The 17,161-nt window shown below is 72.5% G+C and carries 18 protein-coding genes; 9 read left to right on the top strand and 9 right to left on the bottom strand.

All coding sequences use genetic code 11. The features are described from left to right. Positions 1-5: 5 nt before the first annotated feature. A complete protein-coding gene (locus NE234_RS28115; RefSeq protein WP_252783682.1) occupies positions 6-2,045 on the bottom strand; it encodes a translocation/assembly module TamB domain-containing protein in 2,040 nt (679 codons plus the stop codon). A gap of 105 nt (positions 2,046-2,150) precedes the next feature. On the opposite strand from NE234_RS28115, the gene NE234_RS28110 reads away from it, so the two are divergent. Next, positions 2,151-2,648 carry an LURP-one-related/scramblase family protein gene (locus NE234_RS28110; RefSeq protein WP_252783681.1) on the top strand — a complete coding sequence of 166 codons (498 nt, stop codon included), beginning with the start codon at positions 2,151-2,153 and terminating at the stop codon, positions 2,646-2,648. 125 nt (positions 2,649-2,773) lie between these two features. On the opposite strand, the gene NE234_RS28105 is transcribed toward NE234_RS28110, so the two are convergent. The 3 genes from NE234_RS28105 to NE234_RS28095 form a co-directional block, all read right to left on the bottom strand. Beyond that, positions 2,774-3,469 carry a nucleoside triphosphate pyrophosphohydrolase gene (locus NE234_RS28105; RefSeq protein ID WP_252783680.1) on the bottom strand — a complete coding sequence of 232 codons (696 nt, stop codon included), beginning with the start codon at positions 3,467-3,469 and terminating at the stop codon, positions 2,774-2,776. Positions 3,470-3,497: 28 nt separating this feature from the next. Then, complete coding sequence (locus tag NE234_RS28100) at positions 3,498-4,448, bottom strand: DNA polymerase domain-containing protein (RefSeq protein WP_252783679.1); 951 nt, start codon at positions 4,446-4,448, stop codon at positions 3,498-3,500. 65 nt (positions 4,449-4,513) lie between these two features. After that, positions 4,514-5,713 (bottom strand): MFS transporter, encoded by a 1,200-nt coding sequence (locus NE234_RS28095; RefSeq protein ID WP_252783678.1) that lies wholly within the window; start codon positions 5,711-5,713, stop codon positions 4,514-4,516. An 834-nt stretch (positions 5,714-6,547) separates the two neighbouring features. Between NE234_RS28095 and NE234_RS46085 the strand changes: the two genes are divergently transcribed. Both NE234_RS46085 and NE234_RS28085 read left to right on the top strand, forming a co-directional pair. Beyond that, positions 6,548-6,775, top strand: coding sequence for an ArsR family transcriptional regulator (locus tag NE234_RS46085; protein ID WP_406567084.1), 228 nt, complete (start codon positions 6,548-6,550; stop codon positions 6,773-6,775). Between the two features lie 9 nt (positions 6,776-6,784). Next, entirely contained in the window at positions 6,785-7,288 is a 504-nt protein-coding gene (locus NE234_RS28085; protein WP_252783676.1) for a MarR family winged helix-turn-helix transcriptional regulator, read from the top strand. A 39-nt stretch (positions 7,289-7,327) separates the two neighbouring features. Here the strand turns inward: NE234_RS28085 and NE234_RS28080 are convergent, their stop codons facing one another. After that, positions 7,328-8,479, bottom strand: coding sequence for an epoxide hydrolase family protein (locus NE234_RS28080; RefSeq protein ID WP_252783675.1), 1,152 nt, complete (start codon positions 8,477-8,479; stop codon positions 7,328-7,330). A 203-nt stretch (positions 8,480-8,682) separates the two neighbouring features. Between NE234_RS28080 and NE234_RS28075 the strand changes: the two genes are divergently transcribed. Next, positions 8,683-9,501, top strand: coding sequence for an SDR family oxidoreductase (locus NE234_RS28075; RefSeq protein WP_252783674.1), 819 nt, complete (start codon positions 8,683-8,685; stop codon positions 9,499-9,501). Positions 9,502-9,516: 15 nt separating this feature from the next. Here the strand turns inward: NE234_RS28075 and NE234_RS28070 are convergent, their stop codons facing one another. After that, positions 9,517-10,188 (bottom strand): FadR/GntR family transcriptional regulator, encoded by a 672-nt coding sequence (locus tag NE234_RS28070; protein WP_252783673.1) that lies wholly within the window; start codon positions 10,186-10,188, stop codon positions 9,517-9,519. Between the two features lie 23 nt (positions 10,189-10,211). Here NE234_RS28070 and NE234_RS28065 point away from each other — a divergent pair, with 23 nt between their 5' ends. Both NE234_RS28065 and NE234_RS28060 read left to right on the top strand, forming a co-directional pair. Then, entirely contained in the window at positions 10,212-11,462 is a 1,251-nt protein-coding gene (locus NE234_RS28065) for a CynX/NimT family MFS transporter (protein ID WP_252783672.1), read from the top strand. Between the two features lie 22 nt (positions 11,463-11,484). After that, positions 11,485-12,429 (top strand): MBL fold metallo-hydrolase, encoded by a 945-nt coding sequence (locus tag NE234_RS28060; protein WP_252783671.1) that lies wholly within the window; start codon positions 11,485-11,487, stop codon positions 12,427-12,429. 10 nt (positions 12,430-12,439) lie between these two features. Here NE234_RS28060 and NE234_RS28055 read toward each other — a convergent pair whose 3' ends face one another. Further along, complete coding sequence (locus NE234_RS28055) at positions 12,440-13,249, bottom strand: M15 family metallopeptidase (protein WP_252783670.1); 810 nt, start codon at positions 13,247-13,249, stop codon at positions 12,440-12,442. 46 nt (positions 13,250-13,295) lie between these two features. Next, positions 13,296-14,024, bottom strand: coding sequence for an SDR family NAD(P)-dependent oxidoreductase (locus NE234_RS28050; protein WP_252783669.1), 729 nt, complete (start codon positions 14,022-14,024; stop codon positions 13,296-13,298). Between the two features lie 330 nt (positions 14,025-14,354). On the opposite strand from NE234_RS28050, the gene NE234_RS28045 reads away from it, so the two are divergent. After that, positions 14,355-15,242, top strand: coding sequence for an MBL fold metallo-hydrolase (locus NE234_RS28045; RefSeq protein ID WP_252783668.1), 888 nt, complete (start codon positions 14,355-14,357; stop codon positions 15,240-15,242). On the opposite strand, the gene NE234_RS28040 is transcribed toward NE234_RS28045, so the two are convergent. Then, positions 15,204-16,064, bottom strand: a complete 861-nt coding sequence (locus tag NE234_RS28040) for an ATP-binding protein (RefSeq protein ID WP_252783667.1) — start codon at positions 16,062-16,064, stop codon at positions 15,204-15,206. The two genes, NE234_RS28045 and NE234_RS28040, sit on opposite strands and share 39 nt — an antisense overlap. Positions 16,065-16,211: 147 nt before the next feature. Here NE234_RS28040 and NE234_RS28035 point away from each other — a divergent pair, with 147 nt between their 5' ends. Continuing rightward, positions 16,212-17,024 carry a DUF5753 domain-containing protein gene (locus tag NE234_RS28035; protein WP_252783666.1) on the top strand — a complete coding sequence of 271 codons (813 nt, stop codon included), beginning with the start codon at positions 16,212-16,214 and terminating at the stop codon, positions 17,022-17,024. After that, entirely contained in the window at positions 17,021-17,128 is a 108-nt protein-coding gene (locus NE234_RS46080; RefSeq protein ID WP_406567083.1) for a DUF397 domain-containing protein, read from the top strand. The genes NE234_RS28035 and NE234_RS46080 overlap by 4 nt, the downstream gene beginning before the upstream one ends. Positions 17,129-17,161: the final 33 nt, after the last annotated feature.

The raw sequence follows: 17,161 nt of genomic DNA, 5'->3' as shown, positions 1-17,161 counted from the left end.
GCGGATCAGCGGCGGGTGATGACGCGGGCGACGCCGGCGGCGATGGTGGTGGCGAGGACCCAGCCCGCGGCGACCAGGAAGTACGAGAACCACTGCTCCGCGCCCGCCGGGTTGAAGGCGTTCTGCTGGCCCAGGTCGACGATGGGGAGCAGCAGGTCGAGCGTGTAGACGACGGGGTTGAAGTGCGGGGCCTCGCCGGCCTTCAGCGGCTGGGGATGGGAGGCCCCGTAGACGACGCTCCCCACGACGAGCAGCAGCGCCAGCCAGGCCACGGCCCGCCAGGACCGGTAGCCGTAGCCGACCGTCGCGTCCTGCAGGAAGCTCCACACCCGGCCGACCCGCGACATCGTGCGGCGCTGGTGCAGCTCGCGGGCGTACAGCACCCGGCGCGCCTGGCCCGGCTGGCCGATCCGGGTGTAGAAGGCGGCCAGCTGCTCGTACGGCTGCGGCGGGCAGCCGCCGGGGTCGCGGGACAGCCACGTCAGCCGTTCGGCGGCGGACAGGCGCGGCTCCAGCGCGTCGTACGTGAACCCGTCCAGCTGCAGGGCGGACGGCCAGTGGTCCGGATCGTCGCGCAGCACTCCCACGCGGGCGTGGTCGAGCTGGACGGCGCCCTCGACCGGTCCGGTCAGCGTCAGCTCGCCGACGGTGATCGTGCGGGCGTCGAGGGCGACGTCGCCGGGAGGAGTGAACCGCACCCGGTCCAGGATCAGCTCCCGGCCGATCCGGGCGCCCGTCAGCTTCACCCGGCCCTCGATCGTCATGCGGTGGCAGAACAGGTCCGCGCCGATCTCGGTACGGGACAGCCGGAGGGCGATGTCCGGAGCGCTCAGCCGTGCGTCGGCCAGCGTCATCCGGCCGCTGATCCGCGCGGTGCGGATCACCACCGCGCCCTGGGCCCGCACGCCGAGCATCACGAGCGTCCCCGTGGTGAGGCCGTCGGCGTTCAGGGCGGTGTCGTCCGGGCCGTCGTCGAGCCGGGCGTCCTTGAGGGTGACCCGGCGGGCGATCTCCGCGCCGGCCATGATGACCACACCTCGTGCCGTGAGCCCGTCGGCGTCCAGGTCGGCCATCGAGGCCCGTGCGACGTTCAGGGCGGTGCCGCCCGGATTGTCCAGGTGTGCGCCGGTGAGCGTGAGGTTGCCGCCGATGCGAGCGCCGACGAGCCGTACCGCGCCCTCGGCCGCGAAGCCGCGATGGGCCCACACGCCGCCGTCGACGGCCAGGCCGCCCGCGGTGAAGGCATCCCCGCCGGGATTGCTCAACCGGGCGGCCGCCAGATCGATCCAGCCGGCGATCCGCGCGTTCTGCAGCCCGAACTCCCCGCTCACGGCCGCCCCGCGCACGGCGAGCCAGCCGGCCACGGTCAGGTTGCTGCCGTCGAAGGCCCGGCCGCCGGGACGTTCGAGCCGCGCGTCGCTCAGGGACATCGAGCCCGTGAGCCGGGCACCGCGCAGCCGTACGGCGCCGTCGGTGGTGAAGCCCTCGTCGCACTCGACGTTGCCGTCGACGGCCATCCCGTCGGCCGCGAGCGCCACCCCGGCACTGTCCGGGCCCAGAGTCGCGCCGCGGAGGGTGACCTCACCGGTGATCTTCGCCCGGTCGAGCCGCACGCCGTGTTCGACCCGGCTCAGATGGAGGTTGAGGATGCCGTCGAGGCGCAGCCGGGCGCCGTTGAGGGCCGGGAGCCTGCTGCCGGTGATCCGCACCGTCTTCGTGCTCGCCTCGACGAACCGCAGCGGCTCCTCGAAGTAGCAGGCCTCGCACACGAGCGCGTACTCCACCGACGCGCCCATCAGGTCCAGCCGCCCGGTCACCCGCGCGCCGCGCAGCCGCAGCGCCGGATGGCGCCCCGGCTCCGCGCCGGCGGCGCCGAGCAGTAGTGCCCGGATCACCTCCGCGTCGACCGTGCGCTCCGGCCCCCACGACGCGCCTCCGGTCACGTCGTCCACGCCGGGATCACCGGTACGCAGGTCCGCCCAGTCCCCGGTGCGGAACCTCCGCCAGACGAGCTTCTCGGCCTCGGTCAGATGATCAAGGGGCACGGCGCCCATCTTCCGGGTGCATCACCGGAAAAGCCACCCGTTTCGGACGAGTGATCGTCGGCGAGACGGGGATCCTCCCGGCGAAGGACGGAGCGAGGAGGCGCCGTGAAGTTCGTGATGCGCGAGCGGATGTTCAGCATCGGCGACGATTTCTGGATCGAGGACGAGGCGGGCGAGCGCGCCTTCCTCGTCGACGGCAAGGCGCTGCGGCTGCGCCAGACGTTCGAGCTGAAGGGGCCCGGCGGGGAGGTCCTCGCCGTCATCCGGAAGAAGATGGTCAGCATCCGCGACACCATGCTCGTCGAACGCGACGGCGAGACCGTCGCGAAGGTGCACAAGAAGCTGTTCAGCCCGCTCCGCCACAAGATGGTGGTCGAGCTCGCCGACGGGCAGGAGTGGACCGCGACCGGCGACCTCATCGAGAAGAACTACCGGATCGAGGCCGACGAGGGCGTCGTCGCGCAGACCTCCCGCAAGTGGTTCCGGATCCGCGACACGTACGGGATCGAGGTCGGTCACCCCGACGTCCCGCTCGTCCTCGCCGTCGCCGTCGCGGTCGACGAACTCGCCGAGGACGACCGGCACCGGGACGGGGACGACTGAACGAGCGCGACGCCGGGCGGCCGTCGTCCGGACAAGCACCATCGACCTCGGCCGGGCCGGCTCCCGGGAGGGGGGAGGGCCATCGACCTCGGCCGGGCCGGCGGAGCACGTCCTGAGGAGCGCCGTCAGCCTCGGTCGGGGCGGCGGAGCACGTGACGCCGCTCGAACGACCCGTTGCGGGCTGCCTTGGCCGCGCGGAGCCGCTCCAGCTCGCCGGCCGTGACACCGCGCGCGGCGGCGAGGGCGTAGACCACCTCCAGGACGTCGGCGAGCTCCTCGACGTCACCCGACACCGCGAACTCCCCGGCCTCCTCGTACAACTTCGCCCGCAGGAGCATGAGGTACTCCCCGTCCCCGGCGGCCCGTACGTCGGGGTCACCGCCGTCGGCGCGGATGAGCTCCGGCACTCGGTCGCGTACGAGCTTCTCCATCCGCCCGGGGCCGGCCGGGGCCCGGTGGGTGAGCTCTCCATTGCGGCGGTCGATCGCCTGCACCCACTTCACCGCGACGGCGGCGGTCTGGATCAGCTCCGTGCGCAGGGCGCGCGGGTCGGTCTCGGCCAGCGCCTCGCAGAACTCCTCGGCGAGGATGTGCCGCCAGGTCAGCCGGGCGTCGGCCCAGGCCTCCCGGCAGTCGCGCTTGGCGGAGTCGGCCGCCGCCGTGTGCTCGCTCCCGGTGCCGTCCGGGAGGTCCTGCACGCCCCACATCGCGTCCTGCGCCGCGCGCTCGGCGGCGACGTCCGCGAGGACGCGGTCGAGGGAACGGGGAACGCCGGAGTCCCCGGGAGACGGGTCACCGTACGGCTCGTCGGCATCGCTCATGGGCCCAGTGTGACCCGGCGACCCGCCGTCAGGCGCCGGAACGCCGGGCGCGGGCCCGCCGCTTCCCCTCGTGCATCGCCTGGACCCGGGCCACCGGGATCGTACGGCCCTCGGCGACCAGGTCCGGATTCAGCGCCTGCGGACCGGGCATCCGCGCGGCCCACGGGTCGCCCTCGGTGAGCAGGCGACGCGCGGTCCGCATCGTGAAGTCCGCCGGTGTGACCTCGTCCAGGTCCTCCCAGGCGACGGGGAACGAGACGGGCACCCCCGGCCGTACGCGCGGGCTGTAGACGGCCACCACGGTCGCGCCGCCCGCGCGGGTCGAGTCGATGAACACCTTGCCGCCGCGGTCCTCCCGGATGAACGCCGTGGTGGCGAGCGCCGGATCCAGGCGTTCGGCGCGAGCTCCGATCGCCCGGGTCGCCGCGGCGGCCTCCTCCGCGGTCACCCGCCCGTCGACCGGGACGAACACGTGGACGCCCTTGGCGCCGCTGGTCTTGACCACGCCGGTGAGGCCGGCGTCCGTGAGGACCTCGCGGACGAGGCGGGCCGCGCGCACGGCGAGACCGAACGCCCCGTCGTCCGGCGGGTCGATGTCGAGCACGAGGTGGGTGACCCGGTCGCCGCGCAGGAGCGCGGGGTGGTACTCGACGGCGCGCTGGTTGGCGAACCACAGGAGCGTCCGGCGGTCGTCGCAGACCGCGTACGTCACCTCCCGGTGCGACGCCTCCGCCCACATCCGCACGGCCGGGATCCACGACGGGGCGTACTTCGGGAGGTTCTTCTGCATGAAGGGACGCTGCCCGCGCAGGGCACGGATCACCGAGAGCGGGCGCTCCCGCAGGTTCGGGATGATCCGGTCGGCGACCGCGTCGAGGTAGTCCACCAGCTCCCGCTTGGTCGCGTCGGCCCCATCGAACAGGGGCTGGTCCAGATTGGTCAGGGCCACCCCGTCGCGCTGCTCGCCGTCCCCGCTCATCGCTCCATCCTCCGCCGTACCGGACGGAGTCGTCCATGCCCGCGTCGGGCGCCGGCATGCCGGAGTCAGGCGGCCGACTGCGGAGAAGGCTCCGGTACGGGCGCGGGCTCGCCGCGCAGCCCGGGGGCGAGCAGGACGGTCACCGTCACGGAGGCCGCCGCCATCACGGCCATCGCCGTCGCGGGGGAGACGTGCTGGGCGACCGCCCCGGCGAGGGCCGCGCCGACGCCCTGCATGGTGAGCATGCCGGCGGAGTGCAGGCCCAGCGCCTGCCCGTGCACGTTCTTCGGCGTGAGGGCCATCAGGCGCTCCTGCAGCAGCAGGGTGGCGGAGTACCCGATCGAGGCGAGCGTGATCGCGGCCACGGCGATGGTGAGGCCCGGGTGGGCGGCGAAGACGAGGTACGGCGCGGCGAGCAGGAGACGCAGCGGCGCGTCGAGCGTCCGCCGCAGCCCCGGGGGGACGAACCGGCCGGTCAGTGTGTCGCCGAGCAGCATCCCCCCGGCCGCGAAGGCGAACAGCATTCCCGCGTGCCGTGGCGCGTACGGGATGAAGAGTGACTCACAGCCCACGATCAGGCCGTTCGGCACCCACATGGCGAGGTAGACGTACCGGCGGGGCCGCGAGGACCACAGGCTCGCGTTCGTCCGCCAGGTGGCGGCGATCGACGGCCGTCCCGCGGTCCGTGGCGGTCGGCTGCTGAGACGGAACCGGGCCACGGCCGCCGTGGCGAGGTAGAGGGCCGCGCCGGTCAGCAGCGTGCCGCGCGGGGACAGGGCCGTCACCAGCCCGCCGCCGACGGCGAACCCGCAGATCTGCGCAGCGCCGACCGACATGTTCAGCACGGAACGGCCGAGCAGGTAGCCCTCACCGGGAAGGATCTCGCTGAGCAGGCCGTACCGCACCCCGCCCCCCACCGCGCCCACGAGCCCCAGGAACATGATCACGGTGAAGACGGCCCACATCGGCAGGCCCGGGACGGCCAGCAGGGCGGTACCCGACCCGAAGGCGAGCGCCAGGCCCGCCGTCGCGGCGCGGGGCGGCAGCCGGTCGGCCGCCGACAGCAGCACCGTCGCCCCGATCACCTGCGCCAGCGACGGGCCGAACATGCTCAGCGCGGACAACAGCGGTGAGCCCGTCGCCGTGTAGACGAGCGTGCCCAGGGCCAGGCCGCTCACCGTCGACGCGGCGATCTGGACCGACGCGGTCGCGAACAGGGGGGTGAACTCGGGCGTGCGGAAGAGCCCTCGGTAGGTGGTCGGCATGATCGGGAGTGTCACGCCCTGCGGGGCGAGGCCGTTAACGTTTCGCGGGGAGGCGAAACATGGGCTGGTGGCGACTCAGCACGGACACACTGGCGGAGAGCCGGTTCGTCGTCTCGGCACTGGCCGAGACCACCGCGTGCCTCCTCGTGCTGCACAAGAACGCGGCCGCGCACCCCGGTGAGCGGGCGTGGCTCGACGCCCGTCTGCCCGCCTACCGGGCCCGCCTGGCCGGCGATCCGGTCACCGCGCTCCTCGTACGGTCCGCGCTGCGTCCGGGCTGGATCGCGGACTTCGTGGTCCCTCCGTCCTCCGGTGCGGCGGATCCGCCCTTCCACGACGAACTGACGGCGATCCGCGAGGTGCCCGCCGACCAGGTCCATCGGCATCTCGAGGTCGCGCTGCGGGGCCCCGTCCCGGTGCTGCTGCACCGGACGGACCTGGCCGAACGCCTCGCCGGCCTGCTGGAGTGGATCTGGGCTGAGATGGTCCGGCCGGATTGGGCGCGGCGCCGGCGCGTCATCGAGGCCGACATCGTCGCGCGGACCGCGCAACTCGGTCAGGCCGGATGGGCCGCCGCGTTCGAGGCGATGCGTCCGGGGATGCGCTGGCTGGGAGAGGGGCGTCTCCAGATCAACCGGTACGACTCCCCGCCCCGGGACCTGGCCGGAACGCGCCTGCTGTTCGTCCCGGTCACGCCGGGCGTCGGCTGGGTCTCCTGGAACGACCGCGACCGGCACGCCGTGATCTACCCCTGTTCCGGCGTGCTCGCCGGGCCCGAGCCGGCTCCGGTCTCCGACGCCCTGGGGGCGGCTGCTGGGGCCCGCGAGGGCGCGGGTGCTCGTCCTCCTGGACACGCCCAAGACCACGACGCAGCTGGTCGCCCTGACCGGCCAGGGACTGGGTTCGGTGGGCCGCCATCTGAGGATTCTGCTCGACGCCCGGCTCGTCCGGCGCCGGCGCGCCGGACGAGCCGTCCTCTACGACCGCACCGCCGCCGGCGAGGTCCTCATCCGCGCTCAGGCACCCCCCGATGACGGCAGCCCTTCGAATTCGAAGCAGTAGACTCCTGTCATGCCTGATTCACCGCCGTCGCTCGACCCCGTGCAGCTCGGCGCCTACTTCGCCCTCATCGAGGTGACCAGCCTGCTTCGGCACGCGGTCGAGCAGCAGCTGCGCGAGGCCGGCGATCTCAGCTATGTGCAGTTCCAGCTGCTGGCCCGTCTCGGAGACTCACCGACGGGCAGTCACCGCATGACCGACCTGGCCGACGGGGTCGTCTACAGCCGCAGCGGTCTGACCTACCAGGCGGGTCTACTCGAGAAGGCGGGCCTGGTCGTGCGCGCCCCCTCTCCGGACGACGAGCGGAGCATCACGGTCACCATCACCGATGCCGGCCGCGCGCTGCTCGCGAAGGTGCTGCCCGGTCACATCGAGGTCGTCAGCGGCCTGCTCTTCGAGCCGCTCTCGCGCGACGACGTCAAGGCCCTCGCCGGCCTGCTGGGGCCGGTGCGAGACCACATGCGCTCGACGCCGCCCCGCTCGGCGGCGCCGCGCCGCCGCAAAGGCGGAGCGTGACGGCACCGGGCGGGACGGCGTCTCCGCCGACCTCGACCGTCAGCCGGTCCGCAGCGGCCGGAAGAAGGCGCGCAGGTCGGTGACCACCTGCTCGGGCTCCTCATGCGCCATGAAGTGGCCGCCCCGCTCGGGCCGGTGCCAGTGGCGCAGGTCCGCGTACGCCCGCTCCGCGAGGCTCCGGGGCAGGGCCCGCAGCGCCGGTTCGTTGCTCAGCGTCACCGCCGCCGGGACGGTGATCCGCGGGACCGGCGCGTTGAGCGGATAGTCGTAGTACTGCCGGAAGGACGACCCGATCGTGCCGGTCGCCCAGTACAGGGTCGCGATCGTGCACAGGGTGTCCTTGTCCCAGCGGGCCTCCAGGTCACCGCCGCAGTCGCTCCAGTCGCGGTACTTGTCGATGATCCAGGCGGCCAGCCCGGCGGGGGAGTCCATGAGCGCCGCGGCGATCGTGTCCGGCCGGGTCCACATGATCTCGCTGTAACCGCCGTCCTTCTCGTCGTAGGCGCGCAGGTCGTCGAGGAACGCCTGCTCTTCGGCGGTCGGCGGCCGGTCACCGAAGTCCTCGGTGATCACCGCGGACGTCACGTGGACGCCGGCCAGGCTCTCGGGGAAGAGCGCGCCGAGCCATTGGGTGACGCCACCCCCGATGTCCCCGCCGAACGCCCCGAACCGTCGGTAGCCGAGGGTCTCGGTCATCAGCGCGTGCCAGATCTCGGCGACGCCCCGGCGGGTGAAGGGACCGTCCGGCAGTTCGGAGAACAGGAACCCGGGCAGCGAGGGGATCACGACATCGAAGGCGTCGGCGGGATCACCGCCGTACGCGGCCGGGTCGGCGAGGCGCCGGGCGACGGGCAGCATCTCGACGAAGCTGCTCGGCCAGCCGTGCGTCAGGACGAGCGGAAGCGGCTCGGGCCCGCCCTCGGAGCGCACGCCGCGTACGTGCACGAAGTGGACGCGCCGGCCGGCGACCTCGGCGCGGTGGTGCGGGTAGGCGTTCAGCGCTCGTTCGGCCGCGCGCCAGTCGAACGCGTCCGCCCAGTACGCGACGAGCTCGCGCAGGTAGCGGGGATCGGCGCCGGCCGCCCACGGAGTGGTGTCGGACGCGGTGGTGAAGCGCGTGCGGGCCAGGCGTGCGCGCAGGTCGTCGAGGACGTCGTCGGACACGGAGATCTGGAAAGGCGTGACTGTCATGCTTCCTTCACTGAGGAGTGTGTACGGACGGACACTCCCCGGTGCGGGTCAGACAGCCGCGTCGGCGAGGAGCGCCCGGAAAGGACCGGTCGTCGCCATCGGGCTCACCTCCTCGCGTCGTTCCGCTGCCCAGGACAGTACAGCGCCGGGGTCCTGAAGAAAAGCGCTCGGCTTTGGAACCGGCAGCCGTTAGCGTCCGGCGGATGGACGCGTCGCAGGATTCGGTATCGGACGGCTCGCGATCGTTGGCGGGCCGGGTGGCCGTCGTGACCGGGGTGAGCCGGCGGGCGGGAATCGGTTTCGCGGTGGCTCGGGAACTGCTCGCGGCGGGCGCCTCCGTGCTCATCCACTCGTGGACGCCCCACGACGCCGAGCAGGCGTGGGGCGCCGATCCGGCGGGAGTCTCCGGGATTCTCGCGGCACTCGGCGGCGAGGGACCCCGGCTCGCGCACGTCGAGGCCGACTTCGCCGACGCGGACGCGCCCGCGCGGGTCGTCGGGCGGGCCGTCGAGGCATTCGGGGCGGTGGACCTGCTGGTGGCCAACCACGCCCGAAGTTCGTACCAGAGCCTCACCGAGGTCACCGCCGAGGAACTCGACCTGTGCTGGGCCGTGAACGCGAGGGCGAGCCTGCTGCTCGCGCAGGCGTTCGCGGCCGCGCACGACGACGACCGGGGCGGTGGCCGTATCGTGCTGTTCACGTCGGGCCAGCACTTGGGGCCGATGAGCCAGGAACTGCCGTACGCCGTGAGCAAGGGCGCCATCCATCAGATGACGCTCAGCCTCTCGGACGCGCTGATCGACCGGGGGATCACCGTCAACACGGTGAATCCCGGCCCGGTCGACACCGGATGGGCCGATCCGGAGCTCACCCGTCGGGTGGGGCGTGCGCTCCCCGCGGGCCGCTGGGGGCGGCCGGAGGACGCCGCGCGTCTCGTGCGGTGGCTCGTCTCCGGCGATGGCGGCTGGATCACCGGTCAGGTCATCGACTCCGAAGGCGGGTTCCGCCGCTGGGCGATGTGACCCCGGGCCGCGGGGTCAGGGGTCGGTGCGGTGGGCGGTGTGGGAGGCGGCCTCGGTGGTGGCCGTGGCGGCGTCACGGGCGCGGATGGCGTCGAGCAGCCGGGAGTGGTCCATGTATCCCTCGGGCGACAGTTCGGCGCCGAAGTGCTCGCGCAGCGAGTCCCGGATCACCTGGCCGAGGTCCGCGTACAGCTCGGCCATCACCTCGTTGTGTGACGCGGCGACGACCGCCAGGTGGAAGGCGGCGTCCGCGTCGACGAAGGCGTCCCGGTCGCCGGAGGCCCAGGCATTCTCCCGCCCGGCCAGGAGGGCGTCGAGCCGGCGCAGGTCATCGTCCGTACGCCGCGCGGCGGCCAGTCCCGCCGCCGCGGCCTCCAGGGCGCCCCGTACCTCGATGACGTCGAGCCGGCCGACCTCGGCGAAGCGGCGCTGCATCACGCCGGACAGCTCGCTGGTCGCCACGACGTAGGTGCCGGAGCCCTGGCGGATGTCCAGCATCCCGTTGTGCGCCAGCGCCCGTACGGCCTCCCGTACGGTGTTGCGGGCGACGCCCAGCTGCTCGACCAGCTCCGGCTCGGTGGGGATGCGCGAACCGACCGGCCAGGCGCCGGAGGTGATCTGCTGCCGCAGCCGGGCGATCACCTCGTCCGACAGCGCGCCCCGGCGCGGGACTGGTGCGAGATTCATCCCATGATTCTACGATTGGCGCCATGTCGAAAAATGAGGCGGTTCGTCCGCATTACGCCGAACCGTCGCAGGACCTCACCACGTCGCCGCTCCCGAGCCGCAGGCTGGCGGTCGTGGCGCTGGTCCTCGCCGCGCTGAACCTGCGCCCCGCCGTCACGAGCCTGGGCCCCGTGCTCGAAGAGGTGCGCTCCGCGCTGGGGATGAGCGGCACCGTCGCCGGGCTGCTCACCTCGCTGCCGGAGGTGTGCTTCGCGCTCGTCGGCTTCGCCGCCCCGCGGCTGGCCCGGCGGTACGGCGCGGACGGGGTGATCGGGCTCGGGGCCGTGGCGCTCACGCTCGGCCTGCTCGCGCGGCCCTTCTCGTCGGGCACGGTCGTCTTCATCGCGCTGAGCGCCGTCGCGCTGGCCGGCATCGCGGTGACGAACGTGCTCCTGCCGGTCGTGGTCAAGCAGCGCTTCCCGGACCGGGTCGGCGCGATGACCGGCGTGTACTCCATGGCGCTCAACGTCGGCGCCTGCGCGGCCGCGGCGGGCACCGTTCCGCTGGCCCGGGCATTCGGCGGGCGGTGGGAGGCCGGTCTGGGCTCCTGGACGGTCCTCGCCGCCCTCGCCGTTCCCGCCTGGCTCGTCCTCGGCCGCCGTCGTGGCGCACCGCTCGCCGCCGCGCCGGGCGGGGCGGCGGGCGCACCGGGTGACGTGCCCGACGTGCGCATCACCCGGAGCCCCACGGCCTGGGCGCTGGCGGTCTTCTTCGGCCTGCAGGCCGGCGGCGCGTACGTCATCATCGGCTGGCTGCCGCAGATGTTCCGCGACGCCGGGCTGTCGGCGGAGGCCGCGGGCCTGCTCTTCGCGGTGACCTCCCTGCTCAGCGTGCCCCTGTCCTACCCGCTGTCCGCCCTCGCGGGCCGCCTGCGGAGTCAGAGCGGCCTGGCGGCGGGCCTTGCCCTGTGCGGGCTGGCCGGGTTCGCCGGGCTCTGGGCCGCGCCGGCCGGCGCGCCCTGGCTGTGGGCGGTGCTGCTCGGACTGTCCAACACCGCCTTCCCGCTGGCCCTGGCCATGATCGGAATGCGCGGTCGGGACGGCGCCACGGTGACCCGGCTGTCGGCCTTCGCGCAGAGCACCGGCTACCTCATCTCGATCCCCGTGCCCATCCTCGTCGGGGTGCTCTACCAGCACAGCGGCGGCTGGCGGACGCCGCTGGTGCTCATGGCCGTCCTCATGGTGCTGCAGCTCACGGCCGGCCTCGTCGCGGGCCGCGACCGCCGGATCGCCTGACACCGATCGATAAGATCGCCGGATGCTGAGCGAGGAGACGACGATGGCCGACGGCGGCGGACCGCGGCTCACCGAGGTGGCGCCGGGCGTGCACGCCTGGCACCAGCCGGACGGCTCGTGGTGGATCAACAACGCCGGAGCCGTGCACGGGGCCGACGGCGTGATCCTCATCGACACGTGCGCGACGGCCGAGCGCACCCGGCGATTCCTCGCGGCGGTCGACGCGGCGACCGGCGGGGCCCCCGTGCGGATGGCGGTGAACACGCACTTCCACGGGGACCACGCGTACGGCAACGCGCTGCTCCCCGGCTCCGCCGTGGTGGTCGGCCACCGGGCGACCCGCGAGGAGCTCCTGGCGGACTTCATCCTGCGGTCCACCCCGCCGATCTGGTCGCCGTCCCCCGACTGGGGCGTCTCGGACATCCGGCCGCCGGCGGTCGTCCTCGACGACGAGCTGACCCTGTTCACGGGCGAGCGGCGGATCGAGCTCCGGCATCCCGGACACCGCGCCCACACGGCCGGGGACGTGGTCGCGTGGCTGCCGGAGGAGCAGGTGCTGTTCACCGGCGACCTGGTCTTCCACGAGGTGACGCCACTCGTCCTGATGGGGTCCGTCGAAGGGGCGCTGCGCTCGCTGGACTGGCTGGCCGGCTTCGGCGCCCGTACGGTCGTGCCCGGCCATGGAGCGATCATCACCGGCGAGCTCGCGCCCGTCCTCGCGGCGCACGAGGCGTACTACCGCCTCATCCTCGACACCGCGCGGCGCGGCCGGGAGGAGGGGCTCACCCCCCTGGAGGCCGCCCGGACGTGCGACCTCGGGCCGTTCGCCGAGTGGCCGGACCGCGAGCGGGTCGTCCTCAACCTGCACCGCGCGTACGCGGACGCCGAAGGCGCCGAACTCGACCTGATCGCCGCCTTCACCGACGCCATCGCCTACAACGGCGGCCCGCTCCGCTGCGCCGTCTGAACCGCGCGGCTCAGCGCCGCCCGTGCAGCGAGGCGCGCGAGACCGGGAAGTCGAAGTAGGTGTTCGGGAACGGCTCGGGCTGGTAGGTGTAGTGCCACCACTCCTCGGCCAGGTTGACGAAGCCCGCGGCCTCCATGGCGTGCTTCAGCAGCAGCCGGTTGGCGTGCTGCGTGCCCTTGACGCGCGGGTCGAGGGTGTGCGCGAGCGTGTCGAAGCAGTCGAACCCGGTGCCCATGTCGATCGAGTCGTCCGGGAACCGCTCGGCCTTCGGCGCGTAGCAGGGCACGAGCCGCTGCCCGGGGCGGTACGGCGGCGTCGGCCGGGCGGGCAGCTTGACGACGGTGAGATCCATCGTGCTGCCCCGGCTGTGCCCGGACTTCTCCGCGATGTACCCGTCCGCGAACAGCCGCGACTTGTCGACGCGCGGGTAGAACTCGGCCTTCATCTGCGTGGCCTTCGGGTCCTCGGCCCACTTGACGAAGTCGTTCACCGCGCGCTGCGGCCGGTAGCAGTCGTACACCTTCAGCGAGTAGCCCCGCCGCAGCAGCCTCTGCTGCACCGTGTGCAGGGCCTGGGCGGCCGTCCTGGTCAGGATGCAGATCGGCTGGCGGTACCCGTCGATGGGCCGGCCCACGAAGTTGTGCTTCGTCGGGTAGCGCATCTCCTGGATGATCGTCGAGTCGACGTCGCTCAGCGCGACGAACCCCTTGGGGGCCTTCGGCTCCGTACGCGCCTGCGCCGCCGGGGCCGCGGCGGTCACGGCCAGCAGCGCGGCGAGGGCGACGGTCAGGCGGCGGACGACGGTGGCGGGTCTCTGCATCCCTCTGGCCTATCAGGTCCGCGCGCCGGGCGGAACCCTCCGTCCCTCAGCCGAACCGGCCGCTGAGCGATCGGAACACCCCCGGCGCCGCGCCCCGCAGGCGGGAGGGCAGGCGGAGCCAGCACGGCACGTAGCACTCCGCGCGGTCCCGTTCGATCGCCGAGACGACGGCCCGCGCGACCCGTTCGGGCGAGACCGGACGGGGCCACCGGCGGGCGTACGGCCGGCCGCGCCGGTCGAAGAACGGCGTGTCGACGACGCCGGGCAGCACGACCGACACGCCCACGTCGCGCACCTCGTGGCGGAGCCCCTCCGCGAAGACGATCAACCCGGCCTTGGTCGCGGAGTACACCGCCTCCTCCCGTACGCCCACGGCGCCGGCGATGGAGGACACGAACACCACGTGACCGCCGCCCCGCTCGACCATGCCGGGCAGCAGGAGCCGGGTCAGCTGGATCGGCGCGGTGAGGTTGACCGCGGCCAGCCGGTCGACGGCCTTGCCCGGCATGCGCGTCAGCGGCCCGGCCCACCCCGCCCCGGCGTTGCTCACCAGGACGTCGACCGGCCCGGCACGGGACGCAAGCCGGGCGACGTCCCAGGCCAGGTCGCCCGCCACCACCCGCCCGCCGGTCTCGGCCGCGACGGCGTCGAGCCGCTGCCGGTCCCGCCCCGCCAGGACGAGCCGGGCCCCGGCCCGCGCCATCTCCCGCGCGGTCGCCGCCCCGATCCCCGAGGACGCCCCCGTGATCAGCACCCGTGCCCCGCTCAACCGCATGCCCCAACCGTTCCCCGAGTGCATACGGCTGATCCCGGGTTCCGGCCATCCCATGCCACCGGTGAGGTGGCACGAGGTGATCCTTGAGCGCTTTCAGCGGCCGCAAAACGGTGCATCAGTCATCAAGGCAACGGTCTTCACCCGCATGCGGCAGCCGAGTATTCCCCAGAGAGAGCATGGTTCCGGAATCGTCAACCGCACATGAGCAGAGATATTCGAGAGCAGCGATTCCCGACAAAGTCAAATACATTCCACGATTGGTCATATCGCAGGGTGCGTGATATTCAAATAGGTGTTCACCGTCACCCGCCTGAGCGGAGGCATCACGCCATGAACGAGCCCTCGGCCGACGCCGTTTGGCGCGTCGATCACCGGTGCACCAACTGCGACGTCGCCCGGCAACTCGCACCGGAACTCATCGCCGAGGTCGCCGGCCGTTCCTCGATCGTCCGCCAGCCGCGCACCGACGCGGAGGAGAAGACGCTGTACGCCGCGGCATTCGCGTGCCACACCCGATCGATCCGGCACGGCCCGCGCGGACCGCACCCGGCATTCGATCCCTTTCCCCTGCGCCTTGCCGAACACGTCCACCTGTGCGGGCACAACTCGCCGCACACCGCCGGCGCGAACTCCTACCTGCTGCGCCGACCGGCCGGAAACCTGATGATGATCGACACGCCGCGCTGGAGTTCCGCCCTGGCCATGAAGTACGCGGCCCTCGGCCCGATCACCGACGTACTGCTCACCCATCGCGACCACGCCGCGCACGGCCGCCGATATGCCGACCGGTTCGGCGCCCGCCTGTGGATCCACGAAGGAGACCTGGCCGCCGCGCCGGACGCCGACGGCGTTCTCCGCGGCACCGAGCCGATCGAGATCGCCGACGGCGTGACCGCGCACCCGCTGCCCGGGCACACCGAAGGCAGCGTGCTGTACCTCGCCGACGACACCTACTGCTTCAGCGGTGACAGTTTCTACTGGTCCCGGACCGACGGCGACGTCGCCGTCGCCGAATCGGTCACCTGGTACTCCATCACCGAACTGGCCGCATCGCTGGCCCGTACGGCGCCGCGGACGCGCTTCGAATGGCTGCTGCCCGGCCACGGCGACCGCAAGCAACTGCCTGCCGACGAGTTCGCCCGCCGGATGCACGACCTGGCCACCCGCACCGCGGACCTCTCACCCCGGCCCATCGACTTCACCGCGACGCGCTGGTGACCCACCCCGACTCGCGCGGGCGTCGGCGCGCAGGTCCGTCGTGGCACGGCGGCCGCGCGGTGGAAGCGGACTCGACGGTCTCTTGATCGCCTGTTGCGCCTCCTCGACGCGGCAGACGAGGTGTTCGGCGACGTCCTGAAGGTCGGCGACGGGACGATGGACGCGGGCGCCGCCGGGCTCGGGGAAGTCGAAGCCCTCGGCTCGCGCCCACACGTTCAGGACATCTCCTCCGGGCAACGGGATGCCGACCAGGGAGACTCGCGTCTCGTGGCGGTGGCCGACGTTCTCGACGCCGCGTGCGGACAGTGCCGCGGCGAGGTACTGCGCGGCGGCGGAGGCGGTGAGCGGCCGGGTGGCGGTCCGCCACGGTCCGCCGAGAGGGAAGGCGCCCCACACCGCCTTTCCCGGACCGGCGCCGAGCCGGGACCGGGACCGGTGGGCGCCCCACGCGCCGGTGACCGTCCGGACGATGTCGAGTCCCTTGCCGTGTTCGGCGAGCAGGTCGTCCGGCCGCGCGGTGGGCCAGGCGGTCCGGCATCCGTCGAAGACCGCCACGACGAGTTCGGGGCGTGGGGTCGTACGGCCCCAGATCCAGAGTTCGGCCGGGACGACGGGCGCGTGCGGGCCGGGCCGGAGGCCGTGCTTGAGGGCGTTCGTGGCCAGTTCGCTGGCGGTCAGCACCGCGGTGTCGACGAGGTCACCGGGCAGGCGGAGCGCCGTGAGGGTGTCGTGGACCAGCGACCGGCCGATCGACGCGCAGCGCGCGTCCGGGGGCAGCCGCCACGCGGCGGCACCGCCTTCGGCGATTCTTGCGGCGGCCATATATCCGGGTTGCATGATATGCGCCATTTCTACCGCCCGTGTTGGTCGTTGATTTCTGCGTTCTCGCCAACACGGTGCCTTTCTCGACCTAAAGTCGTCTCGGTTGCCGACAAGTCCCGCAAGTCAGCGAAACGCCGAAGGATGGCCATGAGTTTCCGAGAGTCTCCGGACCCGAAGTCGTCGATGTGGGCGCTCATCGCCTACTACCTGCGGTTCTGTCGCCAGCAGCGCAAGCTGAACGGCGACCTGATGGGGGAGGTGCTCGGCGGTTCCAAGTCGACAGTTTCACGGCTGGAAACCGGCGAGATGCGACTCGACGAAACGCGAGCCAAGGCGATCGACCGTAAATGGCAGACCGGCGGAATATTCTCCCTCCTCGTCTGGTATGCCACGCTCGGCCATGATCCGGACTGGTTCAAGCAGTACCTCGACCTCGAAGCCCGCGCCAAGGTGATCAAGATCTGGCAGGTCAACCTGATTCCGGGTCTCCTCCAGACGCCCGACTACGCTCGAGCCGCCCTCCTGTCGGGCGGAGTGAGGAACCTCGAAGCGGAGCTCGAACACCGTCTGGCGCGCCAGGCGATCCTCGACGGGGAGGAGGCTCCGGTCCTGTGGGTCCTGCTCTCGGAGGGGCTGCTGGAGCTGCCCTGCGGTGGTTCGGCGGTGATGAAGGCGCAGCTCGCCTACCTCCTCGACGTCTCGGAGCGCCCGGACATCGGGGTGCGCGTCGTCCCCAAGTCGGTCGGATTCCATCCGGGTCTGGACGGGTCCTTCATGATCCTCAGACTGGCCGATCCATTCGGTGAGACGGCGTACGTCGAAGCCCCGGGGGGAGGTCGGCTTGTCCCCAATATCGAGGAAGTCGCCGCTTTCGCGCTACGTTACGAACGTATCGGGCAGCTTGCGCTGCCGGAGGATCCCTCAAGGGACCTGATCAAGCGCATCATGGAGGATCTGTGACAACTCCGAGGTGGCGGACGAGCAGCCGAAGCATGACCTCTGGCGGAGAATGCGTCGAGGTCGCCGTCGTTGAGCGTGACGCGTTGGTCACAATCGCCGGTTGACCTGAGAACCCAGCCGAATACTGGGCAGTATGG

This window comes from Actinoallomurus rhizosphaericola (assembly GCF_024055675.1).
Taxonomy (GTDB): domain Bacteria; phylum Actinomycetota; class Actinomycetes; order Streptosporangiales; family Streptosporangiaceae; genus Actinoallomurus; species Actinoallomurus soli.
This window is presented reverse-complemented; position numbering and strand designations above follow the sequence as displayed.